This window comes from Arenibacter sp. ARW7G5Y1 (assembly GCF_003201775.1).
Lineage (GTDB): Bacteria > Bacteroidota > Bacteroidia > Flavobacteriales > Flavobacteriaceae > Arenibacter.
Genome location: NZ_QJJZ01000009.1, coordinates 96,577 through 116,127, shown reverse-complemented (window position 1 = coordinate 116,127; position 19,551 = coordinate 96,577). Strand labels below are relative to the sequence as shown.

Below are 19,551 nucleotides of genomic sequence, written 5' to 3'. Positions count from 1 at the left end.
ATATAGGCGTTTCAATTGTATCAATCAGGTCGTACCACAAAAAATCCCAAACTTTCTACCTACTTGGAAAGTTTGGGATTAATAATTATTCTATTTAAAATCTTAGATCACAACAGTCTTCCCGGGGATTGGTATATTGTAAGTACCATCCGCATTGGGTTGTACCGGTGCCGGAGAATCCCAAGTTAAATTGTCCGGAGCCAAATCTATATTGGAAGTCATGGCCTCCTCCCACTTAATTACTTGGCCCGAATAAGTGGCCATCCTTCCTATAATTGCACTCATGGTACTCATAGCTCCATTTTCAGCATTGCTTATTACACCTTTGTTCCTAATGGATTCAAAAAGTTTAATATGCTCTACCTGATATGGATTTGGATCATCCTTTCCTCGGTGAGTAAATATATCATTGCCATTATAATCCTTAATAAAGGCATTATCCCCGTACGTTTCAATAGTTCCTTTGGTACCTTGAAAGGTCTCGGCCACCCTACTCATGGTTTCCGGCATATGACGGCACTGACTGGCTATTACAGCACCACTGGGATAGGTATATTCCACAAAATGGTGATCAAAAATTTCCCCATGGTCCTTACCCGTCCTTACTTGTCTTCCTCCAAATCCTTGTGCTGAAACTGGGTATTCCCCTATAAACCAATTGGCAACATCTATATTGTGGATGTGCTGTTCCAATATATGGTCTCCGCACAACCAGTTGAAATAATACCAATTTCGCATTTGGTATTCCAGCTCGGTTTGTCCTGGTTGTCTTTCCCTAACCCAAACTCCACCACTGTTCCAGTATACTTGTCCTGAAACAATTTTTCCTATCTTATTATCCTTGATTTGCTGTAAAGCTGCCAAATAACTATCCTGGTAATGTCTTTGAAGGCCAACGACCACATTTAATTTCTTATCCTTTGCTACTTGCGCCGCTGCCAATACCTTTCGTACTCCAGGTACATCCGTTGCAACCGGCTTTTCCATAAATACATGCTTTCCTGCATTTACCGCATATTCAAAATGCTGGGGCCTAAATCCTGGAGGGGTGGCCAAAATAACCACATCCGCCATGTCTATGGCTTTTTCCGCCCCATCAAAACCAACAAACTGATTCGCCTTGGGAACATTTACCTTCTTGGTATCCTTAAACTCCTTCTGCAAATTCATTAAACTTCCCTGCAACCTATCTTCAAAAGCATCGGCCATCGCAATCAATTCAACATTGGGATCCGCTTTCAGGGCTTGTTGCGCCGCACCTGTACCACGACCACCACAACCAATCAAGGCTATTTTTAATTTCTTGTCATTAGCTACATTTACCATAGCATTCATTTGCATGGTTGGTAAAATCATAGCTCCTGTTACCAGAGCACTGCTCTTAACAAAATCTCTTCTACTGTTTTTAATATTGGTCATGGTATTACTTGTTTGTTTAGTTTTTATGATATAAAATTAAAAATTGCACAATCACGGCCCCATATCAAAAAAATGGGGAACAGGAATGCGTGGTCAAGATAGAGATTTATTTGGAAACGTACAATGTACATTTGTACGGAATAGCACCTATTATGTTAAATATTTCCTGATATCCCAGAATAACGAACATAAATTTTTTCAACGCCTAAAATTCAACCGTCATTATACGGTATCCGTAACAGAAAATTTCATTTATAATTTAGACTTTTCTTTCAAAGCCTCCGGTTTAAAATGCCTATGCCTTTCCATCATCATTTCTTGCAGGGAATCCATTTGTTGAAATATTTTTCGCATGTCCGAAAAGTTGTTGTTGCGTTGCCTTTCAAAAAAATCATTAAAATATGGGCCTCTACCCATTAGGGAATCTATATCCATGAACCGCCCCAAATTATGGTCTTCCATGAAAGAGTATAAATTATCCTCTGAGAAAAATTTCATAGCCCCCATGATACTGTCCAGATTCATTTCCTTGGGCAGGCTCTCCAGATTACTGTATGAATAAGAGTAAATGGAGTCATAGCCTATAACATTTCCTTCCTCATCGTATTGTTTATCGACCTTCCAACTTATTTTCGGTGTATCCCTAGAAATACTGTCCGTGCTTCTCTCGGCAAGCTCAAGCTTGGATGTACCGCGATCGTCCTGTGCCTGGCATGCAACTAAAATCAAACCCAACAAAAGGGTAAACACAAATTTTTTCATATTAAAAAATTTTAATTAAACCTCTGTTTTTACATCATTAGCCTCAAAAAAAATGCCATCCGAGACATTATTTAAACCGTTGTCAGGTTAAAAATGTGTTAAACATATGCTATCTTTAATGGTAGAATATGAAAGTGCCGGATGCACACGATAATGGTTAACCGCAGTACCCTTATATATGATAAAATTTAATGACTAAAGAAAGAATGGCCCAAGAACAAAAGCGATTGGATGATTCCCGATCAAAAGTGAAGGATTGGCATAAATGGGGCCCATATTTAAGTGAACGGCAATGGGGAACGGTCAGGGAAGACTACAGTCCGGATGGGGATGCCTGGAACTACTTTTCGCACGACGATTCCCGCAGTAGGGCCTATAGATGGGGAGAAGATGGTATTGCCGGAATTTCAGACAGATATTGTAATGTATGCTTTGGAATAGCCCTATGGAACGGAAAGGATCAAATCTTAAAGGAGCGACTTTTTGGACTTACGGGACCTCAAGGGAACCATGGAGAGGATGTAAAGGAGCTCTATTACTATTTGGAGAATACCCCTACCCATTCCTATATGAAGCATCTGTACAAATATCCACAGAACCAATTTCCATATCGTCAATTGGTGGAAGAAAACAGAAAACGGGGAAAAAACGATTTGGAGTACGAGCTTTTGGATACCGGCATCTTCGACAACAATGAGTATTTTGACGTCCTTACTGAATATGCCAAGGCAGACAACGAAGATATTCTCATAAAAATATCTATTAGCAATAGAAGTTTAAATACGGCTCCTATTCATGTACTACCAACTCTATGGACCAGAAATCTTTGGAGTTTTGTAGGTATGTCCGAAAAACCGATCATAAAAAAAGAAACCCAAAAAGGCCAAACCTTTGTCTCCCTAAAACACATATATGTAGGGAGCTACCATCTCTATTTTGAAGAAGCTTCCCGATTGTTGTTTACGGAGAACGAGACCAATATGGAAAAGGTTTATGCACAACCTAACGATCATCCCTTCAAAAAGGATCTTTTTCACGATTCCGTGGTGAACAACGATTATTCCATAATTTCCAAAAATAATCAAGGCACCAAATTTGCACCCTTGTACAAGCTGAATATTAAAGCGGGGGAAACAAAAACAATTAAATTAAGGTTGACCAACTCTTCTTTGGAAACCCCATTCGACAAGGGTTTTGACACCATCTTTTCTAAAAGAATCCAAGAATCCCAACAGTTTTTGGATGCTACTTTTAAAACGGCAACCAAAGATGCCAAAGAAATTCAAAAACAGGCCATTGCCGGACTGCTCTGGTCCAAACAATATTACAATTACGAAGTGGAAAGGTGGTTGAACGGCGACCATAAGGAGCTGCCTCCTCCACAAAATAGATTTAACGGAAGAAACAAGGAATGGAAAACACTGAGAAACCACGACATACTTGCTATGCCGGACAAATGGGAATATCCTTGGTTCGCTGCTTGGGATACAGCATTCCACTGTGTTAGCCTTGCCCTGGTAGATTCCAATTTTGCCAAGGATCAATTGTTGTTGTTTACCAAGGAATGGTATATGGCACCGAACGGCCAGATACCTGCATATGAATGGAATTTCAGTGATGTAAATCCACCCGTACAAGCTTGGGCGTCCCTTCAGATTTATCAAATGGAGAAAAAGAAGACCGGTAAAGGGGACCTTATTTTTTTAAAGCGAATGTTCAACAAACTGGCCCTAAATTTTACCTGGTGGGTGAACCGGGAGGATAGTCTTGAAAACAACGTTTTTGAAGGGGGATTCCTGGGGCTGGACAATATTGGGGTCTTTGATCGTAGCCGTGATATTCCCGGAGGTGGAGTCCTGGAACAAGTGGATGGAACTTCATGGATGGCCCTGTATTGTCTTAATATGTTGGAAATGGCTTTGGAAATTGCCTTGGAAGACCAATCTTTTGAGGATATGACCATGAAATATTTTGGCCATTTTGTCTTTATTGCAGAAGCGCTAAACGCAATAAGTCAGGATTATAACGGCTCATGGGATGAAATGGAAGGTTTTTTCTATGATAAGTTGATATTGCCCCATGGAGAATCCGTTCCCATTAAAGTACGTTCCATTTCGGGTTTGTTATCCCTAACGGCAGTATTGAATATCAAGAAAGAATATTTGGACAAGCTACCCCGATTCAGAAAAAGTATGGAATGGTTCCGTAGACACCGGATAGAGAACGCAAAATATCAGGTAATGGAAGAATACTCTGAAAATAAGGATGTACTTCTATCACTAGTACCCAAGGACCGTTTGCAAAAGCTGATAGGAAGTATTTTAAACGAAAAGGAGTTTCTTTCCCCATTCGGTATCAGATCCTTATCCAAAATACATGAAAAACCCTACACCATCAACATAGATGGAAAAGCCTATGGGATCAATTATGAACCTGCGGAGTCCACCTCTGGACTTTTTGGTGGAAATTCCAACTGGAGAGGGCCTATTTGGATGCCAATGAACTATTTGTTTATTAATTCCCTAAGGGAGTATCATAGCTATTTTGGAAATAAGTTGGCATTTCCTTATCCCACAGGTAATGGTAACATGATGAATCTAAAGGATATTGGTGATGAAATTGGCAAAAGGCTGATACTGCTTTTTGAAAAGGATGCGGATGGCAATAGACCCATTCACCAATTGCATCAAGAAAAATACCGGGACCCCCACTTTAAGGACCTTATCTTATTTTATGAGTATTTTCATGGGGACAGTGGCAGAGGTGTAGGAGCCTCGCATCAAACGGGATGGACCGCTTTGGTAGTGAATTTAATGGAAGAAATATAATTGTAATTTGGAGAATTTGTTCACTAAGGAATGGTTGGTTACCAACGGACTGGGCGGTTATGCCTCAGGCGCTGTCAACGGTGCCAATACAAGACAGTACCACGGTCTATTGGTCGCCGCCCTTGAACCGCCTACCGACCGCACAGTAGTGGTGGCAAAAATTGAAGAACGCGTACTAATTGATGGCCAACACTACCATATTTCCACCAATCAATATCCCAAAGTGGTTTTTCCCGATGGAGGTCAATATTTAAAGAATTTTACTGTTGACCCGAATCCTACTTGGCTGTTTGCCGATCCTAATTGGGAACTGCGCAAAAATATACAAATGATATCGGGATCCAACACCACTGTACTCACCTACACCAACAGTGGAAAGAATCCATTTGTATTGGAGTTACACCCACTTTACGCATACAACGACTATCACACTACCTTTCACGAAGCTTCGCGGTATAATTTCTTTACAGAGCTCAATAAGGACCACTTAAAATCATACCCGGAATACGGAAGTAATCCGGTTTTTACCGGGTGGACGGCAGGACATTATTATGAGGCACGTAGTTGGTTTAAAAATATCATCCTCTCCAAGGGAAAAGCTCGAGGCCTAGGGTCGGTCTGCGACTACTATAGAATTGGATACCTCGAACATGAACTACAGCCTGGAGAAGAACTTATATTGTACTTCACCATAGAGGAGGACATAGTTAGGGAAGGAATAAAAAAAAATCTATCACTGGACGGCCAAAAACGAAGGAGGAGCAACAAAAAGTTCGCACCTGGTTTTTTTAAAGACCTCATGTTATCCGGAGAACAATTTATAGTCCATAGAAATTCCACCAAAAGTATGTCCGTAATTGCTGGCTATCACTGGTTTACGGATTGGGGAAGGGACACCATGATCGCTATGCGCGGATTAACCATTGCTACTGGTAAAAAAGAGCTATCCAAATCTATTTTGAATACTTTTTTCAAGAGTGTGGATCAGGGAATGATCCCGGACCGATTTCCCGATAATGCCAAAGACCCCGTTCATTACAATACCATGGATGCCACACTGTGGCTATTTGTGGCCAGTTATGAATACCACAAAAAATTTGAAGATATTGCATTCCTAAAGGATCATATAAAAATATTAAAGAATATTTTGGACCAGCATATTGCCGGGGCCCGTTACAACATTCACATTACGAAGGAAGGATTTATTTACGGCGGGGAATGCAAGGTACAGTTGACATGGATGGATGCCATAGTAGGCGGTAAGGTCATTACCCCTAGAATTGGCTGTCCTGTGGAGGTCAATGCGCTTTGGTACAATGCCCTTAAAATTTATGAAAATTTCTGCCAGATTCTCAATGCCGATGTTGAAGCCAGATATTTGGAATTAATAACCAAATTTGAATTGAATTTCACCAAATTCTTCACCAATCCTCATGGATCCTTATATGACGTGATCATCCCAGGGACCTCACAGGACGATACCCTGCGTCCCAATCAAATATATTGCCTAAGCTTACCTTTCGGAGTTCTGGATAACGACCAACAAAGATCCATTCTTGAGACTGTGGAAAATAAACTTTACACCCCCTTTGGTCTTCGCACCCTGAACCCGGATAATCCTGAATACAAGCCGAATTATGAAGGTAACCAGTGGTCACGGGACCATGCTTATCACCAAGGAACCGTATGGCCGTTTCTATTACATGAATATTTTAAGGCCTTTTTCAAAATCTACGGAACCTCTTTAAGTAATAGGAAAAAAGTAATGTTGGAATTGGAACCCTTACGTCAACATTTCTACAAGGACAATGGCATCCATTGTATTTCCGAGATTTTTAATGGTAGCAACCCCAAAGAGGGAAAAGGTTGTATTCATCAAGCTTGGTCTGTTGCGGCCATTATTAAATTGTACATAGATTATGGGCTCGACAAAATTGAACGGGAAATATCAACGGAACAGGAACCAAACCTTAAAAAAAATTAAAAATTGAATTTGGTTATTACCTTATAAAGAAAACAGTCCCTTTGGTATTGCATGAAATCCTAGGGATTTAACCATCTTCTCCACCTCTTTTATTTCAACCATTTGAGTAGTATGTACTGTAAACTCAATTGGAAAGTCATCATTAAAAACTACATTTTTTACGCCTTCAACCTTTAATAGGTTCTCCCTAATTCTCCTGAGGTCATTGGCCTCCTTGGCATTGGTTCCAAAAACTTTTCCATGATTGCCGGGAATTACATTTTCTGATAGAATACTCATATTTAATTTCTATTTATCTATAAATAATTAATTGGCCTACGCATCTTAAAACCAAAATCTATTTAAATCCCGTAAACCTGTTATAAATTTACAAAAACAAGCAAGGACAAAGGTGATAATTATCATAACTTTAAAAGCAACAATCATTAGATAATGAGTCTTACATCGCCCAATTCCTGAATTTTATAGGGGAATTTATCCCCAGGGGAGCCAATGAACATAAAATTGGTAGGAATTCCCCATCGTTTTGAAAGCTCCTTTATTTTTGCTGGACCAAACACACCTACTTCTTCAACAAATTGGATATGAATGTCAGGATAAGCCCTATCCAACACCTCAATATCCTCCTTTAATTTGGGGGCCATAATATGCCCTTCATTTACTACCGCTACTATTTTAAGTATCCTAGTTGGTTCATTGTTCTTAATGTAAAGCATTACCTTATTTAAGGTAGCTACATCATCATGGTTGGTAAAGAAAACAAACTGTTGTTTATTTATTGCCGCCAGTAATTTTTTGGTCTGCACATTCAAGGTCTTAAATAGATGGCCCTTATCTGGAAAGACAAAACTTAGAATATCTAGAAATCCCCTAAAAATATAGGTGCGGTACAACATAAAAAACACTACAAGAAGAGTGGGAATGAGGTATTCCGTAAAAATCCCCAAATAAGAAGGGTTTAAAATTATGTTTCCTGCCATGGCTGTAATTACCGCAAGTATGGCAATTATAAGGCCCACCCAACTTGATCTTTCCGGGCGTGGTAATTTGTCCCGATTTATTTTTAACATCATGTTTCCCAATCCAAACAATACCATAACCGATAAAAAGGCTATGGTATAAACCCCTGCCAATTTTGCCAAATTTCCTTTGGTCGCCAATAATATGGATACACAAAGTATAAAGAAAAGCGTATAGATCAAATATGAACTTCCCGACTTATTCTTCTTCAATAAAAATTTGGGTAGAATCCTATCCAAGGCCATACGTTCCATAAGTCCCCCTACCCCAACAAAAGAGGTAAGTACGGCCCCACTTAAAACCAATGCCGCATCAATGCCCACCAGAATGGAAAGCCAATTACCTCCGGATACATCGGCCATGTGGGAAAGCAGGGCATCTTGATTGGATTCAATTACATGTAGCGGGATAATGGCTAGGGCAAGAAATGCTATCAAGGGATTAAAAACAGTTACCACCACCCACATATTGCGCAAGGTCTTTGGGAAAACCCCTGCTTTCTGCTCCTCTACATAATTGGCCGAACTTTCAAAGCCACTAATCCCCAACATTGCCGCAGAAAACCCTAAAAACAAAGCGCTAAAGACACTACCTTCCAATGGGACCTTATAATTTGACAACAAGGTCCCAAATCCATTTTGAGCAAAAAAGACTATACAGAAAGCACATAATAAGGTTAATGAAAATAGATGAAATAAAAAAATAACTATTGCCACCTTGGAAGACTCACCAATTCCAATGATAACCAATGCCATAAAACAAAACATCAAGAATATGGTCACTGGCAAAACAGGAATAAAGCGCCATATACTATAGGCATATTTTACAGCCTCACTAGCCGATATCACAGCTGTTGCCATATACGACAAAACGGTCAATGCTGCAGCAAGGGATGCTGTCGATTTCTTAGTAGTATTCAACAAAGCATTGTAGGCACCTCCGTTCAATGGTAGTGCCCCCACTACCTCTCCATAAATTTTCCTAAAAAGAAACAGGACAAATGCCACTACCAAAAGGGAAATCCAAGCATACTGACCGGAGTAAACTATGGCCAATGCGGAAACATATAGACACGATGAACTAATGTCGTTACCACATATGGCAGTGGCTTCCAGTTGATTCAATTTTTTTTTCATCGAAAAATAATTAGGAGATTGAATTCATATTTAAAGATAAGGGTAACAGCACAACTTTATCTTCAAATAGGCTAGAAAATACCTTACATTTAATAGATAAAACAATATGGACATGAAGACCTTTGTAAGCGCCCTATCCCTAAAAGAATATCCGATCAGCGAACAGGTTCCTGTAAAAACAATTCGAAAATCAATTATGGACCTTATCCACAAGGAGCATCCAGAAATACACTCGAAAAAATCCATATCTGTTTCAGAACTTAATTTATACCGGCAAAAATACCTGTCGGACTATCTTATCCATGAGGTTGGTGAATTATCCACTTTGGAAGAGGACGTACTTAAAACGATAGAGCAAGAACAAATAATTACCACACAGAGGGAAGGGTTGATTACTGCAAAGGAATATTCATTTGGCCAGCGATTGGCAGACAAGGTAGCAAGCTTTGGCGGAAGCTGGAGGTTCATAATTTTGTTTGGCATTTTTATTGTTATTTGGATGATCATCAATATTGTTTTCCTCCTGGATAGCGGATTTGACCCCTACCCTTTTATACTTCTCAATTTAATTCTATCCTGTTTGGCGGCATTACAGGCCCCGGTAATCATGATGAGCCAAAATAGACAGGAGGAAAAGGACAGGGAGCGTGCCAAACAAGATTATATGATTAATTTAAAAGCAGAACTTGAGATTCGCGTCCTGCACGAAAAATTGGACCACCTTATTATGCATCAACAACAGGAATTATTGAATATACAACAAGTTCAAGTTGAAATGATGGAAGATATCATGAGGCAGATAAAGGACAACAGAAAAGTTAAAGGGTAAGGGTGTATTAAATATACATTTCAAAATTTAACCGAGAATATTCGTCAAGGATTGAAGTTATTTTGTATTTTTTGAAAACCAATAAACCATCAAATAATTAGCCCGACCATGGATACCAAAATTTTTAATATCAACCGAAGAAACTTTATGAAGGGGGCAGCCGCATCCTTGGCTCTTTCCTCTTTTGGATCCTATGGCATGGAACTCATTTACCGGGATAAACCGCTACGGGTGGGGTTGATAGGTACAGGTTGGTATGGAAAAAGTGATCTTTTTAGGCTAATGCAAGTCACTAAAGTAGATGTTGTATCTATCTGTGATGTGGACGAACGTTTACTAACAGAAGCTGCAAACCTAATCAGTCTTAGGCAGCCATCGCGTAAAACCCCTAGAACTTATAAGGATTATAGGAAAATGCTCGCAGAAAGGGATTTGGATATTGTACTTATTGGCACCCCAGATCATTGGCATGCACTGCAGGCCATAGAGGCCTTAAAGTCCGGAGCCCATGTTTATGTACAAAAACCAATAAGTGTTGATGTAATGGAAGGGGAAGCTATGGTAGCGGCCGCTAGAAAATACAACAGGGTAGTTCAGGTGGGAACCCAGCGTAAGAGTACCCCACATCTTATAGAAGCCAAAAAAAACATAGTGGACGCAGGCTTATTGGGGAAAATTTCCCATGTGGAAATGTGCTGTTACTATCATATGCGGGCCAATGGCAACCCTCCCATAGAAAAGGTTCCCGATTTTTTGGACTACGAAATGTGGACTGGACCAGCACCACTGCGTCCTTATGATGGAATCCCCCACAGACGTTGGTGGCGAACCTTTATGGAGTACGGCAATGGCATTATGGGCGATATGTGCGTACATATGTTGGATACCGTTAGATGGATGCTGGAGTTGGATTGGCCCAAAAGGATTAGTTCTACAGGCGGCATCTATGTCCAACAAGACGGGAAATCCAATATTGCCGATACCCAAACCGCCATCTTTGAATATGAGGAACTCAATTGCGTTTGGCAGCATAGAAGTTGGGGAACCCCCGCAGACCCGGATTACCCTTGGTCATTTAAACTTTATGGGGAGAAAGGCACACTGTCCGGAAGCACCATGAGGGCCGACTTTGTTCCGCACGGGGATGGAGAAAAGATACATTTGGATGTTGTTTATGAAAAGGAAAAATATCCAGAGGACCTTACCGAAAAAGATATAGAACTGAACGCAGCTCCGGCCACCAGATTACATATGCTGGATTTTCTTGCTGCCATTGAAAAGGGCAATTTACCTGTTGCCGATATTCGGGAAGGCCACATATCCACCGCAAGCTGTATCTTGGCCAATATGGCCATGGCCACGGGAAGACCTTTGGTCTATGATCCTAAAAATATTATGGTGGTAAATGATGTGGAGGCAACAGCGCTTTTACAAAGGGAATATCGTTCCCCATGGAAGCATCCCCATCCCCACGATTTTAAATAGAACTATGGCTGTCCCATGTAAGTTTGCGATAAATAAAAATTAATCCAAAATACGGCCATCCTCCATCTGTATAATTCTGTCTGTACGTTTGGCAAAGTCCTCATCATGGGTCACTATCAAGAGAGAGAGGTCTTCCTCCTCCTTTAATCGTTTAAATATACTGAAGACGTTTTCAGAATTATGGCTATCCAAATTCCCGGTAGGTTCGTCGCCCATCAGAATCGCGGGATTGTTTATCAAAGCCCTGGCAATGGCCACCCGTTGTTTTTCCCCACCTGATATTCTCGAGGCCCGTTGATGGGCCAACTTTAGGATGTCCAACATTCTTAATTTTTCCATGGCATCGTGTTCTATTTCCGCTAAGGACTTCTCTCCCAATTTTTTTGCCGGTAGCATCACATTTTCCAATACGCTAAACTCGGACAGCAAATAATGAAACTGGAACACGAAACCTATATTCTTATTGCGTATTTGTGAAAGTTTACCGTGTTTTTGGCCCGTAATCAATTCATTGTTTAAAAATAATTCCCCGGTATAATCCGTATCCATGGTAGACAAAATATAAAGCAGGGTTGACTTACCTGACCCAGATTTACCCATGATAGAGGCAAATTCCCCCTTCCTTATTCCCAATGAGATATCTTTGAGCACATGAAATTTCACAGGCTGGTCAAAGTATTTGTTGATATTTTTTGTCTCTAAAACGAAGTCCATTTTTCTTGATTAAGTTCCCCTAATAATACGCACAGGGTCTATGTGCTTTGCTTTATTGGAAGGCAACCAACCAGCAACAAAGGTCGAAATCAGGGCAAAGGAAATTCCGATGACATAGTACCAAATATCATAATCAATGGGATAGGTGGTAATGGTTGGTAACGCCTCGGTTTCAAAGGCTACATTATCTATTAGTTTGGAAAGAACAAACCCAACAATAAGCCCAAGAATCCCACCCAATACGCCAATAATCATAGCCTGACACATAAATATAAGCTGCACGTCATTGCCTGAGAATCCAATAGCTTTTAAAATTGCGATATCCTTCATTTTCTCATAAATGAGCATATTAAGGATATTGTATATTCCAAAACCTGCAACTATCAATAATGTAATGGACACAGCGTAGGTGATCAGGTTACGAATATTGGATCCCGTCTCAAATTGGGCATTGGCCTCGTTAATGCTGGTCGCCTTTACTTGAAACTGTTTTCCCAAGCTTTTTGCCATAGTAGTGGCCTCGTTAATATCGTACAACTTTACATTGATATCGGTAATGTAGTTCTGGGCCTCTCCCAAAATACGTTGTACCGTCTTTAGATTGGCATAACTTTGAATATTATCTATTTCTGCAATGCCACTTTGGTAGATTCCCACAATTTTTAGGGGAAAAACATCCCCCTTTATAGTGCTTATCTGTACACGATCCCCTTTTTTAAGCGACATTTTTTGAGCAAGACCGTCACCCAAAAGTATTCCGTTATCACTATTTTTCAGATCCTGGGCCGTTCCCTCTACTATATAATCACCAATGTTCGAGAGTCTTGCCTCCTCCATAATATCGACCCCTACCAAATTTCCGCCCAGTTCTATGGAACCGGACAGATAAAAGATCTGCGCCCTAAGTTGTGGGGTGGCACCATACACCTTTTCGTCCTTTTTTAGATAATTCAGGATGGGTAGACCGTTGTGAATCTTCTTCTGACTTTGTTTTGGCTTAACGGAATTCACTACATTAAAGGCATCCTCAAATTCTTGGTAAAGGGCAATGGGCTGTTCATCCGAGGGTTCAATTTCATTGTAAATATGGATATGGGGTGTTTGGTTCAAAATTAGGCTGTCCAGCATTTCATTGAGCCCCGTCATAAAACTGACCAAGGTTATATAGGCCCCGATACCAAAAGTAACGCCTAGGGAGGCGGTGACCGTAGATTTCATCTTGGTGAGCAGATGGGTTTTGGCGATATTCAATATGACCTTCCAATTGATCATTCTTCAGGTTTTAGAATTTCTGTGGTCTCATTGATGCCTTTTATAATTTCGACACGATCCAGGTTTTGTAGCCCTGGAACAATTTCAACAAGTCCGTCTGGGGTCTTTACCTTATTCCCCTCCAACAAATATTCCTTGGGAATGGTCAAGACATTTTCCTTTTCAGAAATAATTATATTCCCCTCCCCTGCCAAACCGGGATAAAGTGCTTTTGGAGGATTATTAAAAATGGCCTCTGCCTTGAACGTTTGGGAACGCTCGTCCTTTTTGGGATATATTTTGCTTACTTTGGCGTCAAACACCATATCTCCATAGGCATCCAGCGTAATGAGGGCTTTTTGGCCCAACTGGAGTTTTACTATATCGACCTCATCTATCAACAACTCAATAATAAAATCCGATGCACTTCCCACCGCTGCCAAAGGCTCCATGGAATTGACTATCTCCCCGGGGTTTTTGTAAAGGGCATAAACCTTTCCATTGATCTTACTGCTAACGGTAAAGTCTTCGGTGGAAAGCTTGGAGGTATTGTAATTGTTGATCGCTTGCTGAACTTGGGTTGAAAGTTCGTTCTTGGTCTGGACGTACTTATTTTTAAGTTGTTTTAAATTATTTCCCGAAATTTCATAAGCTAGTTTTCGGTTCTCGAACTGCACCTTTGAACCAATATTTTGATCCCAAAGCCTCTTTTGTCTTAAATAATTAACGGAATCATTTTTAAAGGATAAGGTTGCCGATCGAATCTCATCCTCCAATGAACTTAAGACCGCCGAACTTCCATTATAATTTGCCTTTGCCAATTCCAGGGTCAATCTGGCATTCTCCATATTGAGTCTTGGGGTACTGTTAACTATCTGAACAATGGGCGTTCCTTCCCTTACCAAGTCTCCCTCTTCCAATAAATTACGATCCAAAATACCCGCTACAGGGGCATAGGCCTGATATAGACTATCTGGCTGCACGGTTACGGATGCATATACAGATTCGGTTAAATGGATTTTTGTCGGAAAAGTCCTTTCCGGTTTGTCTCCACAGGATAACAATAGAAAAAGACACTGAATCAATATAAAATTCCTCATAGAAAATATAAAATACGGTAGCACAAAATAAAGGGAATTAAACTATTTGGAATATGAGAAAAATCATGATTGGTCTATTTCTGTCCAAATCCCAGCAAACCTTGCTCCTATAGTCTATTGGACCTATTAGAATATATGGGTAGTTTTTCTAAAAGGTAATGGACTGACCGATATCATATTTTACAAAAAAAGAAGGGACTAGATTTGACCCTATCGAGGTTTGGCAGAAATGACTTTTAAATGCAGTAATTACAATTGTTGCATGTTGCAGCCAAGTTAACGGACTATATCAAAAATAAAATGACAAATTTAACCACAAGCGAAAGTATACGATTACTCAGGAATAATTATACTGGTCATTTGGGATATATATCCCAACAACAGCCTTATGTACTTCCCATTACTTATTACTATGATAAGGATGACCACTCCTTAATAAGTTATTCTGCAGATGGTCATAAGATAGAAGCCATGCGCAAAAATGCTGCGGTTACCTTATTAGTGGAGGAAATAAAATCATCCAACAATTGGCAATCGGTCATGGCTCATGGTACGTACGAAGAACTTAAAGGTGCCGATGCCAAATTTAAGTTGCATCAATTTACTGAAGGAGTAAAAGGACTTATTCTCTCCAAGGAGAATAGGGAGACCGAATTTATTAGTGAGTTTTCCGGCAAATTATACTCACGCGGGATTCCAACCGTATATCGCATCAAAATATTAGAGATTACAGGAAAAAGAAAAGAGACCTAGATCGGTATTCAACGGGCTTGGTTTCTACATTTTCCAGCTACTGCCAATTGGCTGTACATCTCTATAAAATCAATTTCAACAACCCTCACAATATATTGGAGATGAAAAACTACATAAGACACTTTAACGAAATAGACATTAGCGATATTCCCGAAGTGGGAGGCAAAAATGCCTCCCTGGGCGAAATGTACCAGAAACTGACTTTAAAGGGGGTACAAGTTCCTGACGGATTTGCCACTACTTCTGACGCATACTGGCTATTCTTGAAAGAGGGCCAATTACAGGAATCCATATTCACCGAAATTGCGAAACTGGATAAAAAAGGATTTTCAAATTTACGGGAAGTTGGGAGCGCTATACGAACAAGTATAGCCAATGCGGAATTTCCACAAGCCATCAAATCTTCCCTTGAAAAAGGATATAATGCATTGGTTAAAAAATACGGACCCCATATTTCCTTGGCAGTCCGTAGTAGTGCTACGGCAGAAGACCTTCCCAATGCCAGTTTTGCCGGGCAACAGGAAACCTATCTCAATGTTAAGGGATTTGATGAATTGGTAGCTGCCTGTCATAGGTGTTATGCTTCCTTATTTACCGATAGGGCTATAAAATACCGAGAAGACAATCATTTTGACCAGACCAAGGTAGCGCTGTCCATTGGTGTTCAGTTAATGGTACGCTCAGATCTTGCCTGCTCCGGAGTAAATTTCACCTTAGATCCGGACACGGGGTTTAACAAGGTAGTTCTTGTTTCCAGTATTTGGGGCCTAGGTGAAAATATTGTTCAGGGTAGTGTAAATCCCGACGAATACTTTGTATATAAACCTAGTCTAAAAAATAGCATTCCACAGCCCATCATTTCAAGAAAATTGGGCAGCAAGGAAAAAACCATGGTATACGACAGTTCGGGCAGTGGTATCCTTAACCTTGACACCAAAATAGAAAAACAGGAAAAATTTGTACTTGCCGATGCGGAAGTGATAAAACTAGCCCAATGGTCCATAATCATTGAAGACCATTATGGACGTCCGATGGATATAGAATGGGCAAAGGACGGATTGACCAATGAATTGTTTATAGTCCAGGCTAGACCCGAGACAGTACAAAGCGCCAAAAAAGACAACCTTAAAATCAGTACCTATTCCTTACTTCAAAAAAGTAAGGAAATTACGAGGGGAATGGGTCTTGGCAACAAAATATCGGCCGGGAAAGCACGCATCATCCATAGTCCACTTGAATCCGATAAATTGCAAGCAGGGGAAATTCTTGTCACGGAAAAGACCGATCCCGATTGGGATCCCATCCTCAAAAAAGCGGCCGGCATCATTACAGACCAAGGGGGACGCACAAGTCATGCCGCCATTGTTGCCAGGGAAGTTGGTGCAGCAGCCATTGTTGGCACCCTTAATGCCACAAAAACGATCAAGGACGGTCAGGATATTACCATATCCTGCGCGGATGGGGACACTGGGGTGGTCTACGAGGGAATATTGACATGGGATGAAAAAGTGGTGGATACCAAGTCACTTAAAACCCCTATAACCCAACCCATGCTCATTTTGGCAGATCCGGAACAGGCATTTAAACTATCATTTTATCCCACGGCCGGAGTTGGTCTGATGCGATTGGAATTTGTCATCAACAATTCCATTCAAATCCATCCAATGGCCCTAAAACATTTTGATGATTTGAAAGATATTGCGGCCAAAACACTTATTGAAAAACTCACCCACCACTATCCGGACAAGGCCGATTATTTTGTACAAAAATTAGCAGAGGGAATTGCCACCATTGCAGCCGCCTTTTATCCTAAAGATGTTATTGTACGTACCAGTGATTTTAAATCCAATGAATATGCCAATCTAATAGGCGGTAAGGAATTTGAACCGTTGGAATCCAATCCTATGATCGGTTTTAGGGGAGCATCACGTTACTATCATCCTAAATATCAGGAGGCTTTTGAATTGGAGTGCAAGGCCATGAAAAGGGTTAGGGAGGAAATGGGTTTTAATAATGTAAAGATTATGATTCCCTTCTGTCGTACCCTTAAAGAAACAGAAAGAGTGGTAGATCTTATGGCAGCTAACGGATTGAAAAGAGGCGAAAATGGCCTGCAGCTCTATATGATGACCGAAATTCCCAACAACGTTATTCTCGCCGAAGAGTTCGCACATTTTTTTGACGGCTTCTCCATAGGTTCCAACGATCTTACCCAATTGACCTTGGGTGTGGATCGCGATTCGGAACTCTTAAGCGACATTTTTGATGCCAATGATCCGGGAGTAAAAAAAATGATCTCTATGGTTATTGCCTCGGCCCATAAAACAAATACAAAAATTGGACTCTGCGGACAGGCTCCCAGTGATTATCCTGAGTTTGCACAATTTCTTGTAGAAAAGGGTATCAACTCCATCTCCTTTAGTCCGGATGCGCTCATTGATGGAATCAACAATATAAATATGGCGGAACAAAGTAAGATCAGCTTTGGAATGGCGGAAAGCAGTAATTGATATATGACCCAGTAACCATAAAAGGTATTAAACCTCAGGGCAAGCCTGTCTACCAACAAAGGTAGGCCTGTCTACCGACAAAGGCAGGCCTGTCTGCCGACAAAGGCAGGCCCTGAACCCAATAATAGGAATCGACCCTAGGGTCGAGGTATTGAACCCAGATCCCGCCAAAAATGGCGGGATTAGTTCAACTTGCAATTTTAAGTGCGTCTTTCTGACTTCCCAATATTGAGTTTCACTAATAAATTCATATCCTGGAAATAGAGATTTATTTTCGTGATATTTCAATAATCCGATCCACTTATTCGCTAACTAAGGTACAGAAACAACCAAATAGGTTCCCGCTTCCCCGTTCGTCCTTAGTTTTTTTTAGAAAATGTAACGAAAAAGCCTAATGGTAGCGATATCGGCGATGGTAACATTCCCTTTATGATCAATTAACTCCATTAAAGCAACTTTTGCAGACAATAAAATGCAGATAGTTGAACCACCCCTTAAAATTGAATAACCAATATTCTGGCCCAACCAACAAAAATATAAGCTCAAGTACATGGAATGATGATTAATATCATTTTTCACCACCTTCTTAACTATTTCCTTTGTGATTACAAGTGGGACACCCTATGGTATTCTATAAACCTATACATACTTTTTGGCGTTTTCCTTTGAAAAAGGAAACCTAGGCTAGGAATGTCCAGTTTCTGCCCAGATCAAAAGACATAGGACCATGAACAATCATAAATTATAACCAAGATGCAAAAGAGAATTGTAACCCTTACCTTAAATCCTGTAATAGATAAGAATGTCTCGGTAGCAGGTATAAGCCCTAACACCAAACTACGCTGTACCGCGCCAACTTACGATGCGGGTGGTGGTGGTATCAATGTATCACGTGCTCTTAAAAAATTGGGCGAGAAATCACTCTGCATGTATCTGGCCGGGGGACCCACAGGAGAACATTTAAGGCAAATTTTGGACAAGGTAGATATTGATCAATTGGTAATACCCATTAAGGGATGGACACGGGATAACCTTGCAGTTACCGATACCACTACCAACTTACAATACCGCTTTGGAGTGCCAGGACCACAGGTGGCAAAGGAGGAGTGGGAAACCCTACTAGTAAAACTGGATGAGAATCTGGAAAATGGGGACTATTTGGTGGCCAGCGGTAAATTGCCCCCGGGAATGCCGGATGATTTCTACGTTCTGGTAGCGGAAATAGCCAAAAGAAAAAAAGTACACTTTATATTGGACACTTCCGGGGAGGCCTTGCTTCAGGCTACCAAATCCAAAATATTTATGCTAAAGCCCAACCTTGGGGAATTGAGTACTTTATGTGGTGTTTCATCAATCTCTGCTCTGGAATTGGAACCCCTCGCCAAAAAATTTTTGAAGGAGCACGATTGTGGGATACTTGTTGTATCATTGGGTCCGAAAGGAGCCCTCTTGGCCACCAAGGATCTCATAGAACATATTCCAGCGCCCACGGTTCTCCAAAAAAGTACCATTGGTGCAGGCGACAGTATGGTGGCCGGTATGTTAGTGGGTTTGCTCAAAGGCAAAACAAACAGCGAAATGGTAAAATACGGAGTGGCCTGTGGTACAGCGGCTACCATGCATGAGGGCACCCAACTGTGCAATAAAGATGATGCCGATAATTTGTACCAATGGATCCTAGGACAATAAAACGCTTGAAAGATAAGCATGGATTACTTAATTTAATTCAAAATATTCTAGTGGTATAGAACGCAACCATA

14 protein-coding genes are annotated in these 19,551 nt (G+C 40.6%); 7 read left to right on the top strand and 7 right to left on the bottom strand.

Annotation, left to right across the window (positions count from 1 at the left end):
- Positions 1-102: 102 nt before the first annotated feature.
- Positions 103-1,419 carry a Gfo/Idh/MocA family protein gene (locus C7972_RS14035; RefSeq protein WP_110356809.1) on the bottom strand — a complete coding sequence of 439 codons (1,317 nt, stop codon included), beginning with the start codon at positions 1,417-1,419 and terminating at the stop codon, positions 103-105.
- Between the two features lie 252 nt (positions 1,420-1,671).
- Entirely contained in the window at positions 1,672-2,181 is a 510-nt protein-coding gene (locus C7972_RS14030; protein ID WP_110356808.1) for a hypothetical protein, read from the bottom strand.
- A 191-nt stretch (positions 2,182-2,372) separates the two neighbouring features.
- Between C7972_RS14030 and C7972_RS14025 the strand changes: the two genes are divergently transcribed.
- Positions 2,373-5,009, top strand: a complete 2,637-nt coding sequence (locus C7972_RS14025; protein ID WP_110356807.1) for a glucosidase — start codon at positions 2,373-2,375, stop codon at positions 5,007-5,009.
- Between the two features lie 16 nt (positions 5,010-5,025).
- A complete protein-coding gene (locus C7972_RS14020; RefSeq protein WP_220020910.1) occupies positions 5,026-6,993 on the top strand; it encodes an amylo-alpha-1,6-glucosidase in 1,968 nt (655 codons plus the stop codon).
- Between the two features lie 21 nt (positions 6,994-7,014).
- Here the strand turns inward: C7972_RS14020 and C7972_RS14015 are convergent, their stop codons facing one another.
- Together C7972_RS14015 and C7972_RS14010 are read right to left on the bottom strand one after the other, a co-directional pair.
- A complete protein-coding gene (locus C7972_RS14015) occupies positions 7,015-7,272 on the bottom strand; it encodes a heavy-metal-associated domain-containing protein (protein ID WP_110356805.1) in 258 nt (85 codons plus the stop codon).
- Positions 7,273-7,418: 146 nt separating this feature from the next.
- Positions 7,419-9,149, bottom strand: coding sequence for an APC family permease (locus tag C7972_RS14010; RefSeq protein WP_110356804.1), 1,731 nt, complete (start codon positions 9,147-9,149; stop codon positions 7,419-7,421).
- A gap of 112 nt (positions 9,150-9,261) precedes the next feature.
- Here C7972_RS14010 and C7972_RS14005 point away from each other — a divergent pair, with 112 nt between their 5' ends.
- Positions 9,262-9,978, top strand: coding sequence for a DUF1003 domain-containing protein (locus C7972_RS14005; protein ID WP_110356914.1), 717 nt, complete (start codon positions 9,262-9,264; stop codon positions 9,976-9,978).
- Positions 9,979-10,086: 108 nt separating this feature from the next.
- The gene (locus tag C7972_RS14000) at positions 10,087-11,463 is read left to right on the top strand and encodes a Gfo/Idh/MocA family oxidoreductase (protein WP_110356803.1); all 1,377 of its coding nucleotides are present in this window, start codon (positions 10,087-10,089) and stop codon (positions 11,461-11,463) included.
- 39 nt (positions 11,464-11,502) lie between these two features.
- On the opposite strand, the gene C7972_RS13995 is transcribed toward C7972_RS14000, so the two are convergent.
- The 3 genes from C7972_RS13995 to C7972_RS13985 are packed head-to-tail and all read right to left on the bottom strand — an operon-like array spanning position 11,503 to position 14,528.
- Positions 11,503-12,177 (bottom strand): ABC transporter ATP-binding protein, encoded by a 675-nt coding sequence (locus C7972_RS13995; protein WP_110356802.1) that lies wholly within the window; start codon positions 12,175-12,177, stop codon positions 11,503-11,505.
- A gap of 9 nt (positions 12,178-12,186) precedes the next feature.
- Positions 12,187-13,449, bottom strand: a complete 1,263-nt coding sequence (locus tag C7972_RS13990; protein WP_110356801.1) for an FtsX-like permease family protein — start codon at positions 13,447-13,449, stop codon at positions 12,187-12,189.
- Positions 13,446-14,528 carry an efflux RND transporter periplasmic adaptor subunit gene (locus C7972_RS13985; protein ID WP_110356800.1) on the bottom strand — a complete coding sequence of 361 codons (1,083 nt, stop codon included), beginning with the start codon at positions 14,526-14,528 and terminating at the stop codon, positions 13,446-13,448. The genes C7972_RS13990 and C7972_RS13985 overlap by 4 nt, the downstream gene beginning before the upstream one ends.
- A gap of 300 nt (positions 14,529-14,828) precedes the next feature.
- On the opposite strand from C7972_RS13985, the gene C7972_RS13980 reads away from it, so the two are divergent.
- The 3 genes from C7972_RS13980 (at position 14,829) to C7972_RS13970 (ending at position 19,480) form a co-directional block, all read left to right on the top strand.
- Positions 14,829-15,281: a pyridoxamine 5'-phosphate oxidase family protein gene (locus C7972_RS13980; protein WP_110356913.1), complete on the top strand. Its 453-nt coding sequence runs from the start codon at positions 14,829-14,831 to the stop codon at positions 15,279-15,281.
- Positions 15,282-15,382: 101 nt separating this feature from the next.
- Positions 15,383-17,791, top strand: a complete 2,409-nt coding sequence (gene ppsA, locus C7972_RS13975) for a phosphoenolpyruvate synthase (RefSeq protein ID WP_110356799.1) — start codon at positions 15,383-15,385, stop codon at positions 17,789-17,791.
- Between the two features lie 753 nt (positions 17,792-18,544).
- Positions 18,545-19,480 carry a 1-phosphofructokinase family hexose kinase gene (locus C7972_RS13970; protein ID WP_110356798.1) on the top strand — a complete coding sequence of 312 codons (936 nt, stop codon included), beginning with the start codon at positions 18,545-18,547 and terminating at the stop codon, positions 19,478-19,480.
- The last annotated feature ends 71 nt before the right edge of the window (positions 19,481-19,551 follow it).

Bases quoted from the DNA above. Each gene is read 5' to 3' on its own strand.
- C7972_RS14035 (WP_110356809.1), bottom strand. From the start codon at position 1,419: ATGACCAATATTAAAAACAGTAGAAGAGATTTTGTTAAGAGCAGTGCT.
- C7972_RS14030 (WP_110356808.1), bottom strand. From the start codon at position 2,181: ATGAAAAAATTTGTGTTTACCCTTTTGTTGGGTTTGATTTTAGTTGCA.
- C7972_RS14025 (WP_110356807.1), top strand. From the start codon at position 2,373: ATGACTAAAGAAAGAATGGCCCAAGAACAAAAGCGATTGGATGATTCC.
- C7972_RS14015 (WP_110356805.1), bottom strand. From the start codon at position 7,272: ATGAGTATTCTATCAGAAAATGTAATTCCCGGCAATCATGGAAAAGTT.
- C7972_RS14010 (WP_110356804.1), bottom strand. From the start codon at position 9,149: ATGAAAAAAAAATTGAATCAACTGGAAGCCACTGCCATATGTGGTAAC.
- C7972_RS14005 (WP_110356914.1), top strand. From the start codon at position 9,262: ATGAAGACCTTTGTAAGCGCCCTATCCCTAAAAGAATATCCGATCAGC.
- C7972_RS14000 (WP_110356803.1), top strand. From the start codon at position 10,087: ATGGATACCAAAATTTTTAATATCAACCGAAGAAACTTTATGAAGGGG.
- C7972_RS13995 (WP_110356802.1), bottom strand. From the start codon at position 12,177: ATGGACTTCGTTTTAGAGACAAAAAATATCAACAAATACTTTGACCAG.
- C7972_RS13990 (WP_110356801.1), bottom strand. From the start codon at position 13,449: ATGATCAATTGGAAGGTCATATTGAATATCGCCAAAACCCATCTGCTC.
- C7972_RS13985 (WP_110356800.1), bottom strand. From the start codon at position 14,528: ATGAGGAATTTTATATTGATTCAGTGTCTTTTTCTATTGTTATCCTGT.
- C7972_RS13980 (WP_110356913.1), top strand. From the start codon at position 14,829: ATGACAAATTTAACCACAAGCGAAAGTATACGATTACTCAGGAATAAT.
- ppsA (WP_110356799.1), top strand. From the start codon at position 15,383: ATGAAAAACTACATAAGACACTTTAACGAAATAGACATTAGCGATATT.
- C7972_RS13970 (WP_110356798.1), top strand. From the start codon at position 18,545: ATGCAAAAGAGAATTGTAACCCTTACCTTAAATCCTGTAATAGATAAG.